General features: G+C 46.3%; 20 protein-coding genes. 16 read left to right on the forward strand and 4 right to left on the reverse strand.

The genetic code is table 11. The annotated features are described in order from the left end of the window. Nucleotides 1–63: 63 nt before the first annotated feature. Both QUB13_RS08115 and QUB13_RS08120 read right to left on the reverse strand, forming a co-directional pair. Nucleotides 64–723, reverse strand: a complete 660-nt coding sequence (locus tag QUB13_RS08115; protein WP_333379987.1) for an energy-coupling factor transporter transmembrane component T family protein — start codon at nucleotides 721–723, stop codon at nucleotides 64–66. Further along, complete coding sequence (locus tag QUB13_RS08120) at nucleotides 716–1642, reverse strand: energy-coupling factor ABC transporter permease (protein ID WP_333379988.1); 927 nt, start codon at nucleotides 1640–1642, stop codon at nucleotides 716–718. Before QUB13_RS08120 ends, QUB13_RS08115 begins: the two co-directional genes overlap by 8 nt. A gap of 783 nt (nucleotides 1643–2425) precedes the next feature. Between QUB13_RS08120 and QUB13_RS08125 the strand changes: the two genes are divergently transcribed. The 5 genes from QUB13_RS08125 to QUB13_RS08145 all read left to right on the forward strand — a co-directional run bounded on the left by QUB13_RS08125 (nucleotide 2426) and on the right by QUB13_RS08145 (nucleotide 5227). Continuing rightward, the gene (locus tag QUB13_RS08125) at nucleotides 2426–2719 is read left to right on the forward strand and encodes a hypothetical protein (RefSeq protein ID WP_333379989.1); all 294 of its coding nucleotides are present in this window, start codon (nucleotides 2426–2428) and stop codon (nucleotides 2717–2719) included. A 32-nt stretch (nucleotides 2720–2751) separates the two neighbouring features. Further along, nucleotides 2752–2970, forward strand: coding sequence for a hypothetical protein (locus QUB13_RS08130; protein ID WP_333379990.1), 219 nt, complete (start codon nucleotides 2752–2754; stop codon nucleotides 2968–2970). A 338-nt stretch (nucleotides 2971–3308) separates the two neighbouring features. Beyond that, entirely contained in the window at nucleotides 3309–3536 is a 228-nt protein-coding gene (locus QUB13_RS08135) for a hypothetical protein (protein ID WP_333379991.1), read from the forward strand. A 152-nt stretch (nucleotides 3537–3688) separates the two neighbouring features. Next, nucleotides 3689–4123: a ferritin-like domain-containing protein gene (locus tag QUB13_RS08140; protein WP_194011394.1), complete on the forward strand. Its 435-nt coding sequence runs from the start codon at nucleotides 3689–3691 to the stop codon at nucleotides 4121–4123. A gap of 153 nt (nucleotides 4124–4276) precedes the next feature. After that, nucleotides 4277–5227, forward strand: coding sequence for an FTR1 family iron permease (locus QUB13_RS08145; RefSeq protein WP_333380005.1), 951 nt, complete (start codon nucleotides 4277–4279; stop codon nucleotides 5225–5227). A gap of 406 nt (nucleotides 5228–5633) precedes the next feature. Here the strand turns inward: QUB13_RS08145 and QUB13_RS08150 are convergent, their stop codons facing one another. After that, entirely contained in the window at nucleotides 5634–5816 is a 183-nt protein-coding gene (locus tag QUB13_RS08150) for a hypothetical protein (protein ID WP_333379992.1), read from the reverse strand. A gap of 348 nt (nucleotides 5817–6164) precedes the next feature. Between QUB13_RS08150 and QUB13_RS08155 the strand changes: the two genes are divergently transcribed. From QUB13_RS08155 to QUB13_RS08180, 6 genes are all read left to right on the forward strand, one after another. Next, nucleotides 6165–6902, forward strand: a complete 738-nt coding sequence (locus QUB13_RS08155; protein ID WP_333380006.1) for a response regulator transcription factor — start codon at nucleotides 6165–6167, stop codon at nucleotides 6900–6902. A 548-nt stretch (nucleotides 6903–7450) separates the two neighbouring features. Next, on the forward strand, nucleotides 7451–8521 hold the full coding sequence (locus QUB13_RS08160) for a chlorophyll a/b binding light-harvesting protein (RefSeq protein WP_333379993.1): 1071 nt from the start codon (nucleotides 7451–7453) through the stop codon (nucleotides 8519–8521). A 22-nt stretch (nucleotides 8522–8543) separates the two neighbouring features. Beyond that, the gene (locus tag QUB13_RS08165) at nucleotides 8544–10040 is read left to right on the forward strand and encodes a chlorophyll a/b binding light-harvesting protein (RefSeq protein WP_333089712.1); all 1497 of its coding nucleotides are present in this window, start codon (nucleotides 8544–8546) and stop codon (nucleotides 10038–10040) included. Nucleotides 10041–10413: 373 nt separating this feature from the next. Then, nucleotides 10414–10569, forward strand: a complete 156-nt coding sequence (locus tag QUB13_RS08170) for a hypothetical protein (protein ID WP_333379994.1) — start codon at nucleotides 10414–10416, stop codon at nucleotides 10567–10569. Nucleotides 10570–10659: 90 nt separating this feature from the next. Continuing rightward, nucleotides 10660–10998, forward strand: a complete 339-nt coding sequence (locus QUB13_RS08175) for a hypothetical protein (protein ID WP_333379995.1) — start codon at nucleotides 10660–10662, stop codon at nucleotides 10996–10998. Nucleotides 10999–11052: 54 nt separating this feature from the next. After that, entirely contained in the window at nucleotides 11053–11568 is a 516-nt protein-coding gene (locus QUB13_RS08180) for a transcriptional repressor (protein ID WP_333379996.1), read from the forward strand. 258 nt (nucleotides 11569–11826) lie between these two features. Here QUB13_RS08180 and QUB13_RS08185 read toward each other — a convergent pair whose 3' ends face one another. Then, on the reverse strand, nucleotides 11827–12675 hold the full coding sequence (locus QUB13_RS08185) for an Npun_R2479 family HD domain-containing metalloprotein (RefSeq protein ID WP_194011390.1): 849 nt from the start codon (nucleotides 12673–12675) through the stop codon (nucleotides 11827–11829). An 838-nt stretch (nucleotides 12676–13513) separates the two neighbouring features. Between QUB13_RS08185 and rpsL the strand changes: the two genes are divergently transcribed. The 5 genes from rpsL (at nucleotide 13514) to rpsJ (ending at nucleotide 18872) form a co-directional block, all read left to right on the forward strand. After that, complete coding sequence (gene rpsL, locus QUB13_RS08190) at nucleotides 13514–13894, forward strand: 30S ribosomal protein S12 (RefSeq protein WP_006632197.1); 381 nt, start codon at nucleotides 13514–13516, stop codon at nucleotides 13892–13894. A gap of 117 nt (nucleotides 13895–14011) precedes the next feature. Next, nucleotides 14012–14482, forward strand: coding sequence for a 30S ribosomal protein S7 (gene rpsG / locus QUB13_RS08195; RefSeq protein WP_106150481.1), 471 nt, complete (start codon nucleotides 14012–14014; stop codon nucleotides 14480–14482). A gap of 330 nt (nucleotides 14483–14812) precedes the next feature. Next, nucleotides 14813–16885 carry an elongation factor G gene (gene fusA / locus QUB13_RS08200; protein WP_333089723.1) on the forward strand — a complete coding sequence of 691 codons (2073 nt, stop codon included), beginning with the start codon at nucleotides 14813–14815 and terminating at the stop codon, nucleotides 16883–16885. A gap of 101 nt (nucleotides 16886–16986) precedes the next feature. Then, a complete protein-coding gene (tuf, locus tag QUB13_RS08205; RefSeq protein WP_333089725.1) occupies nucleotides 16987–18216 on the forward strand; it encodes an elongation factor Tu in 1230 nt (409 codons plus the stop codon). A gap of 338 nt (nucleotides 18217–18554) precedes the next feature. Then, the gene (rpsJ, locus tag QUB13_RS08210) at nucleotides 18555–18872 is read left to right on the forward strand and encodes a 30S ribosomal protein S10 (protein ID WP_194011386.1); all 318 of its coding nucleotides are present in this window, start codon (nucleotides 18555–18557) and stop codon (nucleotides 18870–18872) included. The last annotated feature ends 158 nt before the right edge of the window (nucleotides 18873–19030 follow it).

Here is a 19030-nt window from a genome sequence, read left to right on the forward strand (position 1 = left end):
AGGGGAGAAGGAAAAAGATAGAGGCATGAATTAATCAATTTCCTATGCCCTATGCCCTATGCCCTATGCCCAATTACCGTAAGAAGCTATTGTTAATCCCGCTGCGGTTAAAATTGCGATTGTCAGCCACAGTCTCTGTTTTGGTGTTGATTTTGAGTCGGTGGGCAAACTTCCTTGATAGCCGCGAATGAGCATGGCTGCGTGTACTCTTTCAGCGCGATCGAGACTTCGCAAATAAAGCGCTCCGATCATTGAAGCACTGGCGTAGCGCAACCATCCTCCCGTACCGGATAAGCCTCGGAGTTGCGCGGATCTTTTCATGCGGTTGACTTCGGCTAGCAAGATTTCTAAGTATTGTCCCGCTAAAAGAACGATCTCTTGCAAACCTGCTGGTAGAGGCAATCCTTTGAGCGCGATTCCGAAACTGTGGGGTGGCAAAGTTAGCAGAAAACTGTTCATAATTAGCAGGCAAATTAGGGAACGCAGTAACAGAAAACTGGCACGTTCCCAACCTTGTGGCAATACTAACAATGACAGAAAAATTAATTCTGCTCCTAACAGTTGTAATAGGGTTCGCAGCGGTGCTCTCAGCCACAACGACCAAAAAAGTGCGATCGCCCCATAAATCCCCAGCCACAGCCAAGCGCCAGTCTTCATAAAACCAATGCCGACTACAATTATCAGAGATAACCGCAATCGAAAAGGTATCGAGAGTTTAAGCATCTTTCGGTTTGACTAATTGAGCAATACCAAAGGCTGCACCGAAGCAGATGGCAGATCCCACAACTCCAGCAATGCTGGTACCAATCGGCTGTTCTTCTAATCCTTTAACTGTGTAATCTGCTAAAGGAGTAGGATTTTCGATCGCCACAGCTTCTTTATCTTTAAAGCCATATTTTTCGGCTACAGCCTCTAACCCATCGGGCCAACTTGAAGCGAACAGCGAAAGCACGCCCGAAATTAATAACACTCCGATTACCGGCACTACCCATTTCTGCAATTGCGGCTGTTCTCCCGGCAGTAAATCCGGCCGTACTTTGACGAGATAAGTTAAAACGCCGCCTGTAATTACCCCTTCGCCAATGCCAATTAAAATATGTACGCCTACCATTGCGGGTAATGCGATATTCAGCGGTACTGTACCAGAAATTGCTAGTTCGATCGCCACACAAATAGAAGCAGCAACGACGCTGAGGGCGGCGGCGATGCCCGCGGCTAGGGGCAAACGATTCCGGGAACCTCCCAAGAGTTGCTGCAACGGCTGCAACAGCCACCAGCCAACCCAAATGCCCACTAGCCCCATGTTAAAAATATTCGCACCCAGGGCGGTGATGCCCCCGTCGGCAAACAAGACGCTTTGAATGATAAAAACCGTGCTCATCGCCAAAGTTGCCGCCCAAGGACTCCCCAAAACCACGGATGCCAGCGCCCCTCCCAACAAGTGCCCGCTGGTGCCACCGGCTACGGGAAAGTTGATCATCTGGGCTGCAAACACGAAAGCTGTAGTTAATCCCATGATTGGGGCTTGCCGCGATCCCAGACTGGTGCGGGTTCGACTTAGGGCAACTGCAATTACTGCTGCACTTGCTACGCCGGTGACAATGGCTACGGGCGGTGAAAGAAAACCATCAGGTATGTGCATCGATGTATCCCAAACAAGAGAACTCCCAACCCTTTAGTCAACTATTTTTTACAAAACTTTACTATGCCCTATGGGGGGATTGGTGCGGGGCTGTGATGCTCTTCTTTAGGGGGCAATTCGTGGCGGGCGATGGCTTCTGTTACAAGGATGCAGGCAACAAACCGCCATAATTTTCACTCCTGGGCGATCGGAGATTAAGTAATTCTTAACAATTAATCGAATTTTATACCTACAGCCCGCACCTGCCAGCTTTTTGATAAAAATTATTAATATTTCTTGCCCGATTTAACATCCGTTTTTGGGTTGGTCAAGCAAAAGATTAAAAAAATATAAAGAATTAACTGAAAATTCTCAATTGGTTTTATTCTCAATTCTTGAGAATTAATTGCATTAACTTTTTGACCGAAGCCGCAGTAAAATTGCCCGAAAGCTAGTCAAATCGCAATTAGTGGGTGTTGGAAAAATGAAAAAGCCCGAATTATTGCTACTTAATATAGTCAGTAATATTTTGGCTGCAGTCGATCGCGCCAACGTGCGATTCCCTACGGGATAGCTACGCTTCACGGCTCAGTCCACACTGCGGGCATTCTCAAGATATTCAAAAAACTAATGCAATTATTGTCAAGTAATTTTCCCAACAGGCGTTGCTTAATCAGGGTATGAAAAAAATAAGTTGAAAATTCAGAAGTTTTGTGGATTCTGGTTTCTATGACTTGCATATTTAGCCTTTCATACCGTAAATCAGCAACGCCAACAAAAAATAAGCCGCTCCCAGCCAGGGAGATGCACAAAATAGTTTGGGCTTGTGTGGGAGTTTTCACTCTTTTTTGTGTGACTTATCCCATAGCGATGTTTCGCGTAGCGCAAAAAGAAAAGTTTCGCGGTATTTACGTCAAATCTTGGACACCAGAGTTGAAAAATCTTGATGGTACTGCGGCAGATGTTCGGAGTTTTGATCGGCCCGCCCAACCAGCTATTACCAGTAGCGGTGCGCTGCTGGCGGTAGTTGCTGACAGCCAAAAAAAGTTGCCTGAAAAGTCTCCTGATGTTGTGCCTTTTACTAATCAGTCTACTTAAACAGCTATTACCAGAGCGGTACAGATAAGACTGTGCAAGCTGTACCTGTATCAGCAGGCCAGCCAGAAGCTCAGGCGGTGAATGGGACTAATCAGACAGTAGAAATTACCGATCGCGCCCAGCTACAGGAGTTAAGTCTGAAACTGTACGATCGCATCGATCGAGATTGGCAAACTAAGCCTACCTTCACGCAAAATCTAGTGTATCGCTTGATACTCCCCAGGGCTGAAGCCACGGGGATTCTTGAATGAATCCAAAAACTCTCAAAGGTGTTATCAAGTCACCTCTAGACGCTCAAAACAACTACCAGTACAAAAGGTATTGCAATTGCGCTTACTTTTAAATTGTGTTTGCTTTCATAGTCCATCACAACGCCAGATAGGTACGCTTCACACTCTGCCATTATTTGTCAGTTATACAGGCTTACTACTCATAGGAGTGTGGTGGCTCACGCTCGCCGGGATTTCTCCGATACTAGAGTATTTCAACACGTAGATGGTTGTTTTACTTGCTAATCTAATTATAACAAATCTTTGGATCAATTGCGTAAATGTTGAAGGCGGTTGAAACCGCTACCGAGTTCCTCCCCATGTCTAAAAGCCAGGGGCTTCCGTCTCGTTTTTCGGTGACTGCGAGTCTTGATGGGGCGATCGCAAATTTCGAGCCGCTCAATCAACCAGCCAAAGATTTCACCCAAGAAACTCCCCTACCTTCTTTGCAGCAGACTTCCCAAACTCAGAGTAACAGCGGTGCAGTACCCGCCGCCAAATTTACCGTAGTGTTTGCTCCTAATGGAGTCTTGGAAGTCAACCCCTAACTCAGACAAAAAACTGTCCGGTAAGGTGCGATCGATCGGACCTTACCGCTTTAGGCCTTTAAAAAAAACACTTTTTGCCAAAAATCCATTCAATCAAGAAACATGATATCCTAAATATTGTCATTCATTGCATTCTAAATCAAACACAACAAATGAAAGAACTTGACGATAAAAAAACCCAAGAACTGCTAGCCACCATCATGGAATGGGAACTAGCAGGGGTTGTGCGCTACACCCACTATGCACTGATGGTGACAGGCCCAAACCGCATCCCCATCGTGCAATTTTTTCAAGCACAAGCAACTGAATCCCTGCTCCACGCGCAACAAGCCGGAGAAATTCTTACTGGTTTAGAAGGACATCCAACGCAAAAAATTGCGAATATCGAAGAAACATACAAACATTCGGTAAAAGATTTGTTGGAAGAAAGTTTAAATCACGAAAAGAAAGCCCTCAAAAAGTATAAATCTTTACTTGAAGTAGTGACAGATTGCAGCATTTATCTGGAAGAATACGCCCGCACCATGATCGGTCAAGAAGAACTGCATCAAGTAGAACTGAAAAAGATGCTTAGAGATTTTAGTTAAGGCAATTAATAACCCGCAGTCCTTAGTTAGGGATCTAATTAGTTTGTAGTAAGGACTTTAATCCTTATTAACTAAAAGTATCGCAACAGAGGAATGAAGTCCTCACTAAAAACTTTATGGAGGACTTCAGTCCTCACTACGAACTTTATGGAACTGATTTTTAGCGAAGCTGTACCGACTTTTGTAATTACCCTGCGCGAAGGCGTGGAAGCAGCCTTAGTCGTGGGAATTGTTCTCGCTTGTTTGAAAAAAGCCGAGCAAAGTAACCTCAATTCCTGGGTTTATGCAGGTGTAGCAGCCGGCATTGCTGCTAGCGGTTTTGTCGGTGTTTTATTCAATGGGTTACTCGCGGCCCTATCAACATCTAATCAGCCTTACGCACCGGTAATCAAACAGCTATTAGAAGGCGTCTTGGGAGTTGTGGCGATCGCCATGCTAAGCTGGATGCTAATTTGGATGACTCAGCAAGCGCGGTTTCTCAAAACTGAAGTTGAAGGAGCAGTTACAGCAGCTTTAAGAGAAAATACTCAGGCCGGCTGGGGCGTATTTGGTTTAATTTTTATTGCGGTACTGCGCGAAGGTTTTGAAACAGTTTTGTTTGTCAGCGCTCAATTTCAACAGGGTTTGAGTCCCGCTTTAGGCGCTTTGGGCGGTTTGACTGGGGCGACAATCTTTGGGGCGCTGTTGTTCAAGTGGGGAGTCAAAATTGATATCCGCCTGTTTTTCAAGTTTATGGGGATTTTGTTGCTGTTAATTGTCGCGGGTTTGGCGGTATCTGCACTCAAGCATTTTGACCAAGCTGCTGCTATTTTGTCGCAGATGGATAGCAAGTATGCAGCAATTTGTGTGTTTTACGATCGCACCGCAGCACTGCACTCTTGTATTTTAGGCCCGATGGTGTGGAATGCCGCAGGAGTTTTGCCCGATCGGCAGTTTCCCGGAGTTATTCTCAAAGCACTCTTTGGATACAGAGATCGAATCTATCTTTTGCAAGCTGTTGGTTATACAATATTTTTAGCCACCATCGGCAGTCTTTACTTCCAAAAATTAGACTCTAAGCCTACTCTTCCCACCAACAAGACTCAACCCGCTCCGCCTCACTAGCTTTGCTAGCAGTTTTTCTCGGTTGTGTCGCAGCTTCAACAAATTTTTATTTATTCAGAAGATTAAAAAAACGCCCATTTTTTTCAGGTTTGGGGGTTGATTTTTTGACTTTTGTATGATACCATTTAATAATGGAAATAGTGAGTTTTTTGGGTACAAATAGTCGTAGTTCCATTATTAGATTATACCGTCAATAGTCCTCAAAAGCAAGCCCTAGGCATCAAAAAAAAAGAAATTTTTTTTAACTCAATTTAACCAATTTAACAAAATTTAGAGTTTTGGGGCGATCGATCGTGGGAAACCTTAAACTCAAAGGCTCAGACTATTTTTTGATATCATAGAGGCAAAATAAGCTCGATCGCGAAACAGGTCGATCGACAAATGCGACAGCAAACCGACATCGATTTTACCCGCATCCAAAAGTGGGAAAGCAAAGTTTTATTCGCAATACATCTCGCTTCAACTCACATTCAAGCCGCACAGCAGCAATTAGAAGGTTGAGGAATTGCACCGCCAGATATCCGCCACTATCAATTTCTAGCCTCAACCGCTCAACTTTAGGACAAATTCCTACCAAAAATATTGGCATTTCCCATTTAGGTAGTTGTAAATACAGTTACATCGATCGGCCAGTCAAGCCAGAATCGCCTCTGAAATCTTAAATCTCACATCAAATCGCAGCTAACTCCCCGCAAAACCCGCCCGCATCCGACCAAAATTTAACCTCTCGGCCAGTTAAAAATCTGCCCTCAGAAAGATTTTTGGCGAACATTTTTTTGATAGTTGCTCCATAGGGCTTATAATTAGTACAAGAATATTTACAGAATTCGCAAAGCTCTTAATGAAGCTTAAAATTAAAACATTGTTCGTTAAAGTTAGCTGGAACCCCCAGAATGCTGTAGTCTCAGCCATCTGGTTAGCGGTGAGATAAATGATGATGCCTCGGATACTTGTTATTGATGATGACGCGGCGATCGCCGAACTCGTAGCCGTCAACCTAGAAATGGCTGGCTACGAAGTCACCCAGGCAGAAGACGGCATCAAAGGTCAGGCACTGGCAATACAAATGCTGCCCGACCTGATCGTACTAGACCTGATGCTGCCTAGAGTAGACGGATTTACAGTATGTCAGCGTTTGCGGAGGGACGATCGCACATCCGACATACCCGTCTTGATGTTGACAGCCTTAAGCCAAACTCAAGACAAAGTAGAAGGCTTCAACTCCGGCGCCGACGACTACCTGACCAAACCCTTTGAACTAGAAGAAATGCTGGCGCGAGTGCGAGCCCTGCTGAGGCGCACAGACCGCATCCCCCAAGCAGCCAAACACTCCGAAATCCTGAATTACGGCCCGCTGACCCTCGTCCCCGAAAGGTTTGAAGCTGTTTGGTACGTTAATACCGTCAAACTGACTCACCTAGAGTTCGAGTTGCTGCACTGCTTGCTGCAGCGCCACGGTCAAACAGTCTCTCCCAGCGAAATCCTCAAAGAAGTCTGGGGCTACGACCCAGACGACGACATCGAAACAATTCGCGTACACATCAGACACCTGAGAACCAAGATGGAACCCGATCCCCGCCATCCTCGGTACATCAAAACCGTATACGGGGCCGGTTACTGCCTCGAATTGCCCAGCAACGAGCAAGTCGCCGAGGAAAGCAAATCCTCTGCTTGAACGGGCGCGCCAGATTCCACAAGCAGTTAAAAATTTCGATAGAAAAGCCTGAGAGCAAATGCTCTCAGGCTTTGTGGTTTGGAGTTTGAGATGAATATGCCAAGAAATAGCCATTAGCTGGTATTAATTCTCTTACTTGAGAAAAAACAATCCCGCACCGTCTTTTAGTCGCACTTCGATCGAAGCTTACCCAGAAGAAAGTACCGGATTTGTTCTGCCACCTTGTCTTTTCCGAGAGGATGAGATAGCTATTTAAACAACAATAGGCTTAGTAAGACTATTTGTCAATAAAATCTTCAAATTCGATCTAATCTTTATTTTTGCCAATCACGGGCAAACTTGCCATCGAGCCTAGAAACCAGTTACAGGCTTGATTTGAGGATATTTTACACCGTTATGTTACATATCTTAACTAAAATAAGTGAAAAACTTTATCAAAAAGCCCTTGACGAAACTTCTAAAATTGTTGATTATCTATATCAATAAGCCGCAAGCGCTTAAAACTCAACTGACATCTTTCACAAGAGGTAAATCGCCCCGTGACAAGCATGGCAAAAAAATCCTTCCCAGCCGAAGGAGAAACCTTTCCTTGGTGGGCCGGCAACGCCCGCTTAATCAACCTTTCCGGTCGTTTGCTAGGCGCCCACGTCGCCCAAGCCGGCCTCATCGTCCTCTGGGCGGGAGCTTATACCCTATTTGAGCTTTCCCGTTTCAACCCAGAATTTCCCATCTACGAACAAGGCTTAATCCTGTTGCCAAACCTAGCCCGACTCGGCTTTGGAGTTGGTGCCGGAGGCAAAATTGTCGATACTTATCCGTACTTTCAGATTGGTGTAATTCACCTAATTAGCTCAGCCTTTCTCGGCTTCGGCGGCATCTTTCATTCCCTCAAAGGGCCCGCCACCCTCGAAGAAAAAACTCCTTTCTTCGGCTACAGATGGGAAGACGCAGATAAAATGACCACCATCTTGGGCATCCACCTAGTTTTGCTTGGTGTCGGTGCCTTTTTGTTGGTGGCCAAAGCTATGTATTTCGGTGGTTTATATGATACCACGATCGGGCAAGTGCGGGTAATTTCGGAACCCACTTTCAATCCCGCCGTGATTTTCGGCTACCTGTTCGGTGCAGGTGGCACGCATTGGCTCGCCTCTGTTGACAATCTCGAAGATGTTGTCGGCGGACATATGTGGGTAGGAATCCTCTGCATTGCCGGCGGCCTCTGGCACATTCGCACTCAACCTTTTGATTGGGCAAAACGCCTGTTCATATGGTCGGGAGAAGCTTACCTCTCCTACAGTCTCGGTGCCTTAGCATTAATGGGTTTCATCGCAGCCTACTTTGTTTCAGTCAACACCATTGCTTACCCAGAGGAATTCTACGGGCCAACTTTAAAAATTGGCTTCGAGCAGTTCCCCTATTTTCACAGCGAAGGAATGCTGACCTCCCGCGTCTGGTTGGCTAACACCCATTTCTGGCTCGCCTTCTTCGTTCTGCAAGGCCATTTCTGGCACGCTTTGCGATCGGCAGGATTTGATTTCCGCAAAGGCAAAGTCGTGCAAGCAATGCGCGAAGATATCCAGCCTGGAGGGAATAAAGTTGCAGCTAATCCAGCAAGTTAACCGCATCAGGAGGAAAGCGAAAATGCAAGCAATAGCAGATCAGAATTTAATTCCAGAGCCGGAAAACTCAGAAAACGAGTACGGCTGGTGGGCAGGTAACGCCCGCTTCACTAACCTTTCAGGACGAATTTTGGGAGCTCACGTCGCTCACGCCGGTTTGATCGTACTCTGGGCCGGGGCAATGACTCTGTTTGAACTTTCAAACTTTAACCCAGAGTTGCCGATGTACAACCAAGGTTTAATCTTGCTGCCGCATTTGGCAAGTTTGGGTTTGGGAGTAGGAGCAGGCGGTCAAATTGTTGATACCTATCCCTATTTTGCGATCGGAGTTGTGCATCTAATTAGTTCCGCAGTTCTCGGTGCCGGCGGCCTTTACCATTCCTTGCTCGGCCCGAAAGTATTGCCGCAAAACAAAACATTCTTTGGTTCTTTCGGCTACGACTGGGAAGACAAAGACAAAATGACAACCATCATCGGCATTCACCTATTGCTATTAGGTGCAGGTGCTTGGTTGTTGGTCGCAAAAGCTTTATTTTGGGGCGGTCTTTACGATCCCCACGTTGCCGACGTGCGAATAATTAGCGAACCAACGCTGAATCCTGCCCGCATTTTCAGCTATCTTTTGCCAGTGCACGGCCCGGAAGGAATGGCAGCAGTTGACAACTTAGAAGATGTTGTCGGCGGTCACATTTATGTTGGCTTGCTCTGCATTCTTGGCGGTTTCTGGCATATCTTCACCAAGCCTTTTGCGTGGGCCCAGCGAGTGCTGTTTTGGTCGGGAGAAGCTTACCTTTCTTACAGTTTGGGCGCTCTGGCTTATATGGGCTTTTTGGCAGCCTACTTTGTTACCGTAAATGACACTGTTTATCCAGAGGTTTTCTACGGCCCTGTGGGTTTGAGCGGCTCGGATGCAGTGGTTGTTTCTTCGCGGACTTGGCTCGCAACAAGCCATTTTGTGTTATCGATTTTGGCGCTTTCGGGTCACATCTGGCACGCGCTGCGCGTTCGCACAAAGGCGGCGGGGTTTGATTTTCGATCGGGCGAATTTGTAACTGCAACTGCTAGCAAGGTTGAAAAATCGCCTCAGATGCAAGCTCAACCTGCGACAGCAACAGCAGTTAGTTTTTCCGATGTGACTGTAACTTTTTTGCGGAATTTGCCGATTTACCGCAAGGGATTGTCTCCCATAGTCCGGGGATTGGAAGTTAGCTTGGCTCACGGCTATTTCCTAGTAGGAGCTTTTGCAGTATTGCTACCTTTGCAAGAAAAAGGTTTAGCACCGCTGGCAGCATTGCTGGTAACTCTGGCATTGGTGTTGATTCTGTCAACGGGCCTTTCGATTTACGAGAATCGGAAGATTGAAGCAGGTAAAGTTCTTTACTGGCACAAAACGCCGGAAGATTGGAGTTTATTCCGGGGCGGTTTGGTGATGGGCGGTACTAGCGGAGCATTCCTTGCCTATTTGCTGTTAGATAATTTTGCTGGCATTGATGCAATTTTCCGGGGGGTTGTGAACTGAAATAAAAACGGTTTGTAGTGCGGAATTAATTCCGCACTGCGAAAAACTAAATAACCGGGTTTCTGTCCGCTACTTGCGGCACTAATACCTTCAAGAAATCCGGTTTTTTCTCAATTCCTAGCTAAATTTCTGTCAAATCATACCTGATTCGTAGGACTTAAAAACTCCTGGACTCACTTCCACCAAAGAAACTGGGTTTTTACCGAATCTACGGATGACCACACGTCTTTTCGTAAAAACCCCGGTTTCTGAACCTTGCTTCGTAAGTCTTATTCAAACTTTGCCGAGTTCAAAAAACTCTGCAAAAAAGGCTAAGGGCAACAATATTCGAGTTAAAAGTGGCCCAGATATTAATTTTACGATGGAAAGAACTGTGACAATTTCTAGCGTTAACGACTTGGAAAAGGATGAAGCGAATTTTAAGTTTTGGGTTGGTAATGCCCGCCTAAATGCACAATTTTTCTTGGGTATATTAGCCCTTGCCGGTCACATCTGGCACGCTTCTCGCGCCCGTTTGAATAGAAGCTGAAGGCGATTTAAGTCAGAAACAAAGTTTCTTTTTACTTTATTGCTGACTTAAATCTGTTTCCAATTTGTGTATACTTTGAGAAATTACCCTATGACTGTTGTTATTTACTGCTTCTGTATCAGTATTTTGATGCTCGTGTTTTTGTGGAGTGCTTCTCTAGCATTGCGAGAAGGATTCCAGCAACTCCGGCGCCTGCATCAAATTCCTTGTTCCAATTGCGAATTTTTTACGAATGACTACCGTCTCAAGTGTACGGTGCGGCCGTGCGTTGCTTGTACCGAGGATGCGATCGGCTGTACAGACTTTGAACCAAAGACTTGTTTTGCCAATTCTTGCCAGCAACATTGCTCTAGAGCTCACAAAGATTATGCAGAAAAACAGACAATTAATCCTTCTATTCCACCTTTAGCAACCGGAATTAGGATCTAGTAAACTCCCCCTGACAGAGGGGGAAATTATAACAATTATTGGGATAAATTAGTGATGAATATATACAGCAGCAACTCACTCAAAGTCGAACTAAACCAGAGAGGATGTCGCCTGACTCCCCAGCGAGAAACAATTTTGAATGTGTTTCAAAATTTGCGACAAGGCAATCATTTGAGTGCAGAAGAATTATACAATATTTTGCAAGGTCAAGGAGAACGAATAGGCTTGTCTACTGTCTATAGAACGCTGCACTTATTAGCAAGAATTAGCATTTTGCGCGAACTAGAATTAGCAGAAGGACACAAACATTACGAACTGAATTTACCGGAATTGCATCACCACCACCATCTGGTTTGCATTCAGTGTCACAAAACCTTTGAATTTAGCGACGACTCAATTGGAAAAATTGGTAAAAAGCAAGTTGAAAAAGCTGGTGTAGAACTGCTCGACTGTCAGTTAACTGTGCGTGCGGTTTGTTTGGAAGCGCTGCGGGAGGGATGGCCTTCTTTGCTACCGAGCAATTGGTTGTGTCCGAGATATCATTCGGAACTAGAGCAGGAAATGAGTTGAGTCAAATACGCTTGGGTAATTGGTAATATCACGTCCAATAGACGATCGCATCTTAAACGGTTTGTAGTGCGGACTTAAGTCCGCTTTCATAACGAACTAATGTTATTGCGGTAAATCTATCTGACACGAGACAATTCGTTATTTCCGTCTAGTTATAATAACCAACTACTAACAACGTTTGCTCTTCGGGGACAACACTAATGACTAATGACTAATGACTAATGACTAATGACTAATGACTAATGAATTCCCCTGTACTCAAGCAGCCTCAGAATCACAACGTTCGTGTTCCATACGAAATACGTTAGCGTACAAACTAGCAACAATTTGTTTGCCTTCCTGCGTCAACTGCAAGTAACCGAGGGATTCGCTGATGTGAGGATAAATTCCGCTCCAATAAAACTTTGAGTAGCTTTGCAGCAAGTCGCCCGGATGCCGGCAGCCCAAAATTTTAGTAGCACCGATTTCTTCCAACTCGTAAAATAGGGCACCAATTTTCTGTAAATATTGCGGGTTGCTGAACTGACCTATTAAGTCAGCACCGCGAACTAAAGAATAATTTAGTGTATCTTCGTCAGTGTTGCCGTCAAGCACCGAGAAACGAGTTTGTTCTATGTTCTGCTTAATTATCTCGGCATTAATTAGCTTGTGGTTGCCGAAACGCTCGTCAATGAACAGTTTTGCTCTGTCAACTCGGTAAGGAGCTAGGCTGGCGGCTGTTGCACCGGGAGGTAGTGCAATTCTCATGCCATCTTTTCCGGTAGCGTACAATCCTTCTGATACTTGGTCTTGTCGGCAGACTCCTTTGACATATCCGATGTCTTGGCACAGCAAAGAAATGATGTAGTGGAGCCAGTTTTCGCAGGAGACTCCGCCCTTGCGAATGTGTTTTCCCCGCAAGATTTCTTGACCTACTAAGGTAATGCAAATGGCGTGTTCTACATTGTGATAAAGAGCGTCACTGTTGGCGATGTTTTCTAATGCCATTGCTCCGACCCAGGCAATAATGTCGGCATAGTCTGATTTGTAGCCTCCGTAGGTGCGGCTGTAACCGTTTTCTAGTTGTTCAATGAAAGCCTCGATCAGCAGTTCTGTGGAATTAAACATACTCTATTATTTTACCTGAATATTGCCTTTTAAGATTGATTGGTGCACCGAGTTTGAGTTTCTTTAATTGTAGGGAGGGGATTTTAATTCAAGGCTTAAATCTAATTCACGCTATGTGAATTGTTTGTAATTCTATGAAAGCAGTTATTTCAAGTCTCTCAATCAAATCAGTATAGGACTGACACCCATCTTTGCCGCACTGCAGAGAGCAGTCTGCTGATATTTTTTAGCTATTCTGATTTTTTTTAGACTCTCAGAATTAATTGCGTGTTGTATTTTCTGAAACACAGTTTGATTAATCTTACCGGATTTCCAAATATTGAAGTAAACTTCGGAAAATGTCTGTTCGGGAATGTAAGCTTTGGTTCTCATCTCCTGCTGTTAACTCAATGTGTATCTCTGATTATCCGGCAATTTTAGATAAGTTTATGTGATATGGATCGGGCCCAGACTGTGATGCGATCGCGCGCACTCGGTTGACGGGAGTCTGCCGAAGATGGTGAGGCGATCAAAATATCGACCGTCATAAAACCGTCATAAATTTGGCTGACGGCTGTGATCCCCATTAAATTTGAGCTTGAATTAATTAATAATATGCCACATATTAGGCACTCGCGGGCGATATCCTCGTCCCAACTTCCTTGCTTGCTGGAAGTTCGATCGCCCGTGCTCGCAAATTCCTTGCCAAAAAAAGTCTAGTGGTGTAATATATGGAGTCTGGTATCCTCACTTACCCATAATTATTTTCATATATCCCGTCCCTCCTGAAGGGAAGGGACTTTCAGTGCGGATGCCGCAAATCACTATATTCAGCAAAAAGCTAGAAATGCCGTAACTCATGCCCACTATTCAGCAACTCATCCGTTCAGCACGGGAACAAACGCAGAAAAAAACCAAATCGCCAGCTCTCAAGAGTTGCCCCCAGCGCCGCGGAGTATGCACCAGAGTGTACACGACTACCCCGAAAAAACCCAACTCGGCGCTGCGGAAGGTGGCTCGGGTACGGCTGACTTCTGGTTTTGAAGTGACAGCCTACATCCCCGGGATTGGTCACAACTTACAAGAACACTCGGTAGTAATGATCCGGGGCGGTCGGGTAAAAGATTTGCCCGGAGTTAGATACCACATCATTCGCGGTACATTAGACACCGCTGGGGTGAAAGACCGCAAGCAAGGTCGTTCCAAGTACGGTGCCAAGCGTCCTAAAGAGAAAAAATAGCACTGACGCCCGATCGCCGGGGATGAGCCAGCAAAAATTAAGTTCGATCGCCGATCTAAAATTTGAACTCACAACCCCAAATTCAATCAATCAAAATCAAAAAACCCCAATAAAACTATGTCTCGCCGCACAGTTATTCAAAAACGTCCAGTTCCGCCAGATCCAACCTACAACAGCCGGTTGGTAAGCATGATGGTGAGACGGATCATGCAGCACGGCAAAAAATCCGTGGCCTCCAGCATCGTCTACGATGCCATGAAAACCATCCAAGAACGCACGGGAGCCGAACCGTTAGACTTGTTTGAAAAAGCAGTCAAAAACGCTACACCCTTGGTAGAAGTCAAAGCCCGCCGGGTAGGTGGCGCCACCTACCAAGTGCCGATGGAAGTGCGTTCCGATCGCGGAACCACCCTCGCCCTGCGCTGGCTGATCAGATTTGCTCGCGCCCGCACCGGCCGCTCGATGGCCGCCAAGCTGGCTAACGAACTGATGGATGCAGCCAACGAAACAGGCAGTGCTATTCGCAAGCGCGAAGAAACACACCGCATGGCCGAAGCTAACAAGGCTTTTGCTCACTATCGGTACTAAGCCAAATCGGGCATGGAAAACAGGCCGGTCGTGCGGTATGAAAGCATCGAGTGAGGGATTGGCAAGCGTAAGTTTTGGGTGTTGAGATTGCTTCTCTTGGCGCAGTGGCGATCGCCCAGGCAAACTCAAAACTCCGAAAATCAAAAATTTACGCACTCTGTGAATCCTCCATCTCGCATACTTAATATTTTTGTAAACAAATGTTGCAAAAAATATTAAAATGTAACAATAAGCTCCATATACTTATACGGTAAGTGGCTGGGAGTGCAAGATCGGGTTCTGTGTAGTATAATAGTATTATAACAGCAACACAAAATCAAGGAGGTAGCTGTGGCACGTACCGTCCCGCTAGAAAAAACTCGCAACATCGGCATCGCCGCCCACATTGACGCGGGCAAAACAACAACAACTGAAAGAATTCTGTTCTATTCAGGCATGGTTCACAGAATGGGTGAAGTGCACGAGGGAACAGCAGTCACTGACTGGATGGAGCAAGAGCGGGAACGGGGAATCACGATTACTGCCGCTGCTATCACCACCAGTTGGAAAGATTACAAAATCAACATCATCGACACTCCCGGACACGTAGACTTCACGATCGAAGTTGAACGCTCGATGCGAGTGCTCGACGGAGTGATCGCAGTGTTCTGCTCGGTAGGCGGAGTGCAGCCGCAATCCGAAACAGTTTGGCGCCAAGCCGATAGGTATCATGTGCCCCGGATTGTGTTCGTCAACAAAATGGATCGCATGGGTGCAAACTTCTACAAAGTTTACGGCCAAATTTGCGATCGCATGAGAGCGAACGCCGTACCAGTCCAAATCCCGATCGGCAGCGAAGAAAACTTCCGGGGAATTGTAGATTTAGTGGAAATGAAAGCCTACATCTACAACAACAACACCGGCACCGATATCGAGGAAATAGAAATCCCCGATGAGGTAAAAGAACTCGCCGCAGAATACCGCACCAAGCTGATCGAGTCCGTAGCAGAAACCAGCGACGCCCTCACGGCAAAATACCTTGAAGGCGAAGAGTTAACAGAAGCGGAAATCCGCTCGGCCCTGCGTGCGGGCACAATCTCCGGGGCGATCGTCCCCATGCTCTGCGGTTCTGCCTTCAAAAACAAAGGCGTTCAGTTGTTGTTAGACGGAGTGATCGACTACCTGCCGTCGCCCTTGGAAGTTCCCCCGATTCAAGGACTGCTGCCCAACGGCGACACCGCAGAACGACACGCAGACGACAGCGAGCCCCTGTCAGCCCTGGCATTCAAAATCATGGCAGACCCCTACGGCCGCCTGACCTTCGTTCGCGTCTACTCGGGTATCCTCAAAAAGGGCACCTACGTCCTCAACTCCACGAAAGACAAAAAAGAGCGGGTTTCTCGCTTAATTGTCCTCAAAGCTGACGATCGGATAGAAGTTGACGAACTCCGCGCCGGAGACTTGGGAGCAGTCTTGGGTTTGAAAGACACCTTCACCGGCGACACCCTCTGCGAAGAAGGATCGCCAGTGATTCTGGAATCCCTGTTTATTCCAGAACCAGTCATCTCCGTGGCTGTCGAACCCAAAACCAAACAAGACATGGAGAAGCTCTCCAAAGCCCTCCAGTCCCTCTCGGAAGAAGACCCCACCTTCCGAGTCAACGTTGACCCAGAAACCAACCAGACAGTCATCGCCGGCATGGGCGAACTGCACCTGGAAATTCTGGTAGACAGAATGCTGCGGGAATTCAAAGTAGAAGCTAACGTGGGTCAGCCGCAAGTAGCCTACCGCGAAACCATTCGCAAAGCCGTCCGCGCCGAAGGTAAATTTATCCGCCAAAGCGGCGGTAAAGGTCAGTACGGTCACGTCGTGATCGAAGTAGAACCCACCGAAGTCGGAACCGGCTTTGAATTTGTCTCCAAAATTGTCGGCGGCACTGTACCGAAAGAGTACATCGGCCCGGCAGAACAAGGGATGAAAGAAGCCTGCGAATCAGGTATTGTAGCAGGATATCCCGTGATCGACCTTAAAGCTACTATGGTAGACGGGTCTTTCCACGACGTAGACTCCTCAGAAATGGCATTTAAGATCGCCGGTTCAATGGCGATCAAAGAAGCCGTGATGAAAGCGTCGCCAGTGCTGCTAGAGCCTATGATGAAGGTAGAGGTTGAAGTTCCCGAAGATTATATCGGGAACGTCATCGGCGACCTCAACTCGCGTCGGGGTCATATCGAAGGTCAAGAGACGGATCAGGGAATTGCCAAAGTTTCTGTCAAGGTTCCCCTAGCAGAAATGTTTGGTTACGCCACCGACATCCGCTCGAAAACCCAAGGTAGAGGCATCTTCACAATGGAATTCAGCCATTACGAAGAAGTGCCGCGAAATGTGGCGGAAGCCATTATCGCGAAAAACAAAGGGAACTAATGATTTTGGATTTTAGATTTTGGATTTTGGATTGAATCCAAAATCTAGAATCTAAAATCTCAAGTCTAAAATCGCTAAAAAAAACAAGGAACAGATCGAGAATGGCACGCGCAAAATTTGAACGGAATAAACCCCACGTAAACATCGGCACAATCGGTCACGTTGACCACGGCAAAACAACTTTGACCGCCGCGATTACGATGACTCTTTCAGCATTGGGTCAGGCTAAGGGTAAGAACTACGCCGACATCGACGCTGCGCCAGAAGAAAAAGCACGGGGTATTACGATTAATACCGCTCACGTAGAATACGAAACCACAGGTCGTCACTACGCCCACGTGGATTGCCCCGGACACGCTGACTATGTGAAAAACATGATCACCGGTGCTGCTCAAATGGACGGTGGCATCCTAGTAGTGTCAGCAGCAGACGGCCCCATGCCTCAAACTCGCGAACACATCTTGCTAGCTAAGCAAGTTGGCGTTCCCAGCTTGGTGGTCTTCTTGAACAAAGAAGACATGGTGGATGACGCTGAACTTTTGGAATTGGTAGAAATGGAAGTTCGCGAACTTTTGAGTTCCTACGATTTTCCTGGCGATGACATCCCCATCGTGACTGGTTCTGGCTTGAAAGCTCTCGAAGCGATGCTTGCTAACCCCAAGACTGTCAAGGGCGATAATGAGTGGGTTGACAAGATTTACAAGCTGATGGAAGAAGTAGATTCTTACATCCCTACTCCAGAACGCGAAATTGACAAGCCTTTCTTAATGGCAGTTGAAGACGTATTCTCGATTACTGGTCGGGGTACTGTGGCGACAGGTCGGATCGAGCGCGGCAGAGTTAAAGTCGGCGAAACAGTCGAAATTATTGGTCTTAAGGACACTCGCAGCACTACCGTGACTGGTGTGGAAATGTTCACCAAGTCCTTGGATGAAGGCATGGCCGGCGACAACGTGGGTCTACTTCTCCGGGGTATTTTGAAGGCTGATATTGAAAGAGGCATGGTAATTGCCAAGCCGAAGAGCATCTTGCCTCACACTCAGTTTGAATCTGAAGTCTACATCCTGAAGAAGGAAGAAGGTGGCCGTCACACGCCCTTTTTCTCTGGCTACCGCCCTCAATTCTACGTCCGTACAACAGACGTAACCGGTACAATCATGCAGTTCACTGCTGATGACGGTACAGAAGCTGAAATGGTGATGCCTGGTGACCGGATCAAAATGACTGTTGATCTGATTCACCCGATCGCGATCGAACAAGGAATGCGCTTCGCCATCCGCGAAGGCGGCCGCACCGTGGGTGCAGGCGTTGTTTCCAAAATCCTCAAGTAGGAATCCGCGCTCCGCTTTAAATAGCAGAAAAGCCTAATCAAATTTAGTGGCTTTTCTGCTATTTAGTGATGAGTCATCAGTCAATCGATTTTAGATTTTAGATTTTAGATGGACTTTCCGCATTCAATCTAGAAGCTTCAACAGCAGTCTAAAATTTTAGGAGTTCCCGGACTCAAGTCGGGGGATATCAGTTTTTGGAAACGGTCATTAGTCCGCAGTTAGTTGTTAGCAAAAAAAACTGACAAGTAAAAACTAATGACTGCCGACTAATGACTGCCGACTAATGACTACTGACTACTGACTAAAAATAAACTGAACCTAGAAAATTAAACAAAAAAATGGCAACAATTCCACAGCAAAAAATCCGCATTCGCCTCAAAGCTTTCGATCGCCGAATTCTAGACGCATCCTGCGAAAAGATTGTAGATACAGCAAATCGGACAGCCGCCACTGCGATCGGCCCGATTCCCCTACCGACAAAACGACGGATTTATTGCTTGCTGCGATCGCCCCACGTAGACAAAGATTCTCGCGAACACTTTGAAACCCGCACGCACCGCCGCATTATCGACATTCACCAGCCTTCTGCCAAAACAATTGACGCTTTGATGAAACTGGATTTGCCAGCCGGCGTAGATATCGAAGTCAAGCTGTAGATTGACAAATTTTAAATACAAAAAGAAGGAGCAATGGAAAAATACATTGTTCCTTCTTTTTGCTGAAAGTGCGATCTACAGTAGTCATTAGTCATTAGTCATTAGTCATTAGTCATTAGTCATTAGTCATTAGTCATTAGTCATTAGTCATTAGTCAT

It is taken from the genome of Microcoleus sp. B4-D4 (genome assembly GCF_036705185.1).
Classification (GTDB): domain Bacteria; phylum Cyanobacteriota; class Cyanobacteriia; order Cyanobacteriales; family Microcoleaceae; genus Microcoleus.